We start from the raw sequence: 2,673 nt of genomic DNA, 5'->3' as shown, positions 1-2,673 counted from the left end.
ATTGTAAAAGGTGCGCGGACCCACAATCTGAAGAATATTACCGTTGAGATGCCGCGCAATAAGATGATCGTATTCACAGGCCTTTCGGGGTCCGGGAAGTCTTCGCTCGCGTTTGATACTATCTTCGCGGAAGGACAGCGTCGCTATGTGGAATCGCTCTCGGCATACGCGCGACAGTTCTTGCGCCAGATGCAGAAGCCGGATGTTGATGAGATCGTCGGTCTTTCTCCCGCAATTTCTATTGATCAAAAAAGTCGCTCAAACAACCCGCGCTCTACGGTTGCCACCATTACGGAAATTTATGACTACCTGCGGGTTCTCTACGCGCGCATCGGTCATCCGCATTGTCTTGTCTGCGGGGAGGAGATCAAACGGCTATCCAATGAGGAGATACTCAATTTTATCCTTCAAAAAGTGAAGAAAGCAAACAAGACACCGCAGGAGAAGAAGGTGCTAGGCGTAGCATACAGCTCGCTCTCGGTTCAAATATTCGCACCGGTCGTGCGCGGTAGAAAAGGAGAGTATTACCAGCTTCTCTACGATTTATTGGGTAGAGGGTACGCCAAAGTGCGCGTTGATGGAGCGCTGAAGAACTTGCGCGATCAGATCATTCTTTCAAAAACAAAAAAACATACCATTGAAGTGCTTGTTGACGAGATGGATATTTTGGAGTTCAAAGAGAATGCAAAAATTTCCCGCGAGCGATTGGCCGAATCATTGGAACGAGCGCTTCATGAAGCGGACGGTTTGGTGAATGTGGTGATCGGCGAAGAAGAGTCGCTCATGTCGGCGAAATTTTCATGCCCCAACGACGGTTTCTCATATCCGGAGATAGAACCGCGCCTTTTTTCGTTCAACTCTCCCTATGGGGCGTGCGAGGCGTGCAACGGTTTGGGAACCAAGCATTTCTTTGGCACGGAACCGTGTCCCACATGCAAGGGCGCGCGTTTGCGCCAAGAGGCGCTCCATGTGCTGATTGGGGGAAAGAATATCGTGAACGCAACAGCCATGTCCATAGCCGACGCGTATGAATTTTTCGGTACCGTTTCCCTGTCTCCCCGTGAGCGGGAAATATCAAAAGTGGTGATCAAGGAAATAGAAAACCGCCTTGCGTTCATGCTGGATGTGGGAATTGATTACCTTACTCTTGACCGTCGCGCCAATACCCTTTCCGGCGGGGAAGCACAGCGCATTCGTCTCGCTTCCCAGCTTGGTTCAAAGCTTGTCGGCGCTCTTTATGTGCTTGATGAACCGACCATCGGACTCCATCAGCGCGACAACGACCGGCTCATCAAAACGCTCCAAAATCTGCGCGATATCGGCAATACCATCATTGTCGTTGAGCATGACGAAGATACGATATTCGCCTCCGATTATCTCGTTGATATCGGTCCTGCGGCCGGCATTCACGGTGGAAACATCATCGTTGCGGACTTTTTGGACAAACTCCTCACGGCTCCAAAAAACACGTCAGGGTCGATCACCCTTGATTATCTGCGTGGCGACAAGATGCTTGAAATTCCCGTAAAAAGAAGAACGCACAACAAGGGCGTTTTACACATCGTGGGCGGAAAGATATTCAATATTAAAAACATGACAGCGGAAGTGCCTCTTGGCCGGCTTGTGGCGGTAACGGGTGTTTCGGGGTCGGGCAAGTCGTCGTTCGTATATGAAATTCTCCACAAAAATCTGCAGGCGCGGTTTGATAAAAGATATCGCAGCAATGAAGTTTACAACTGCGCGTCCATGACGGGGACCGAATATCTCTCCCGCGCGATCATGATCGACCAGTCGGCGATCGGGCGTACGCCACGCTCAAACCCCGCCACCTATACGGGCGCTTTTACGTTCATCCGCGATCTATTCGCTTCCACCGAGGAAGCGCGCGTACGCGGATGGAAAGCAAATCGCTTCTCCTTCAACGTAAAAGGGGGACGGTGCGAAGCGTGCCAGGGGAACGGCGAGATCGCGGTGGAGATGCACTTTTTACCGACCGTGTATGTGGGGTGCGATGTGTGCGGTGGAAAGCGATTTGAAAAAGAAACACTTGAGGTGAAATACAAAAAGAAGAGTATTTATGATGTCTTACAGATGACTGTGGAAGAAGCACTTGCCTTTTTTGAGGACATCCCCGCGATCTACGATCGCTTGAAGTCGCTTAATGAGGTGGGACTTGGCTATTTGGAGCTTGGGCAATCTGCGACGACACTTAGTGGCGGAGAAGCGCAGAGGGTAAAGATCTCTTCCGAATTGTATAGACAACATGTACAGAAGACCATCTATCTCTTGGATGAGCCGACCATAGGGCTCCACTACGAAGATGTCAAAAAGCTCATTGAGATATTGCAAAAGCTTGTTGATCAAGGCAATACTGTGGTGGTGATTGAACACAATATGGACGTCATCAAGTCTGCCGACTACGTCATTGATATCGGTCCCGAAGGCGGTGAGGCGGGCGGCCGTATCGTCGCGAAAGGAACACCGGAAGATGTTGCTCTCGCAAAGGGTTCCCACACGGGTTCGTATCTCAAGAGGGTTTTAAAAAAGAAAAAAAACGATAGGTAAAGAAAAAGGGCAAACCGTACGGTTTGCCCTTTCAAAGATCGTGTGTTTAGAGTATCGCGCTGTATGCGTACATACAGATTTTGAAGAACTCCTTTGTTCCCGGGCAAG

1 protein-coding gene is annotated in these 2,673 nt (G+C 50.0%); it reads left to right on the top strand.

All coding sequences use genetic code 11. From position 1 onward, the window contains the following. Positions 1-2,565: excinuclease ABC subunit UvrA (gene uvrA / locus AAB523_02650; GenBank protein ID MEK7556160.1), on the top strand; the 2,565-nt coding region annotated here is incomplete at its 5' end. Positions 2,566-2,673: the final 108 nt, after the last annotated feature.

This window comes from Patescibacteria group bacterium (assembly GCA_038063375.1).
Taxonomy (GTDB): Bacteria; Patescibacteriota; Minisyncoccia; order Phycocordibacterales; family JANLHH01; genus JANLHH01.
Note: the sequence above shows the minus strand (reverse complement) of the source record. Positions and strands in the feature narration are given on the sequence as shown.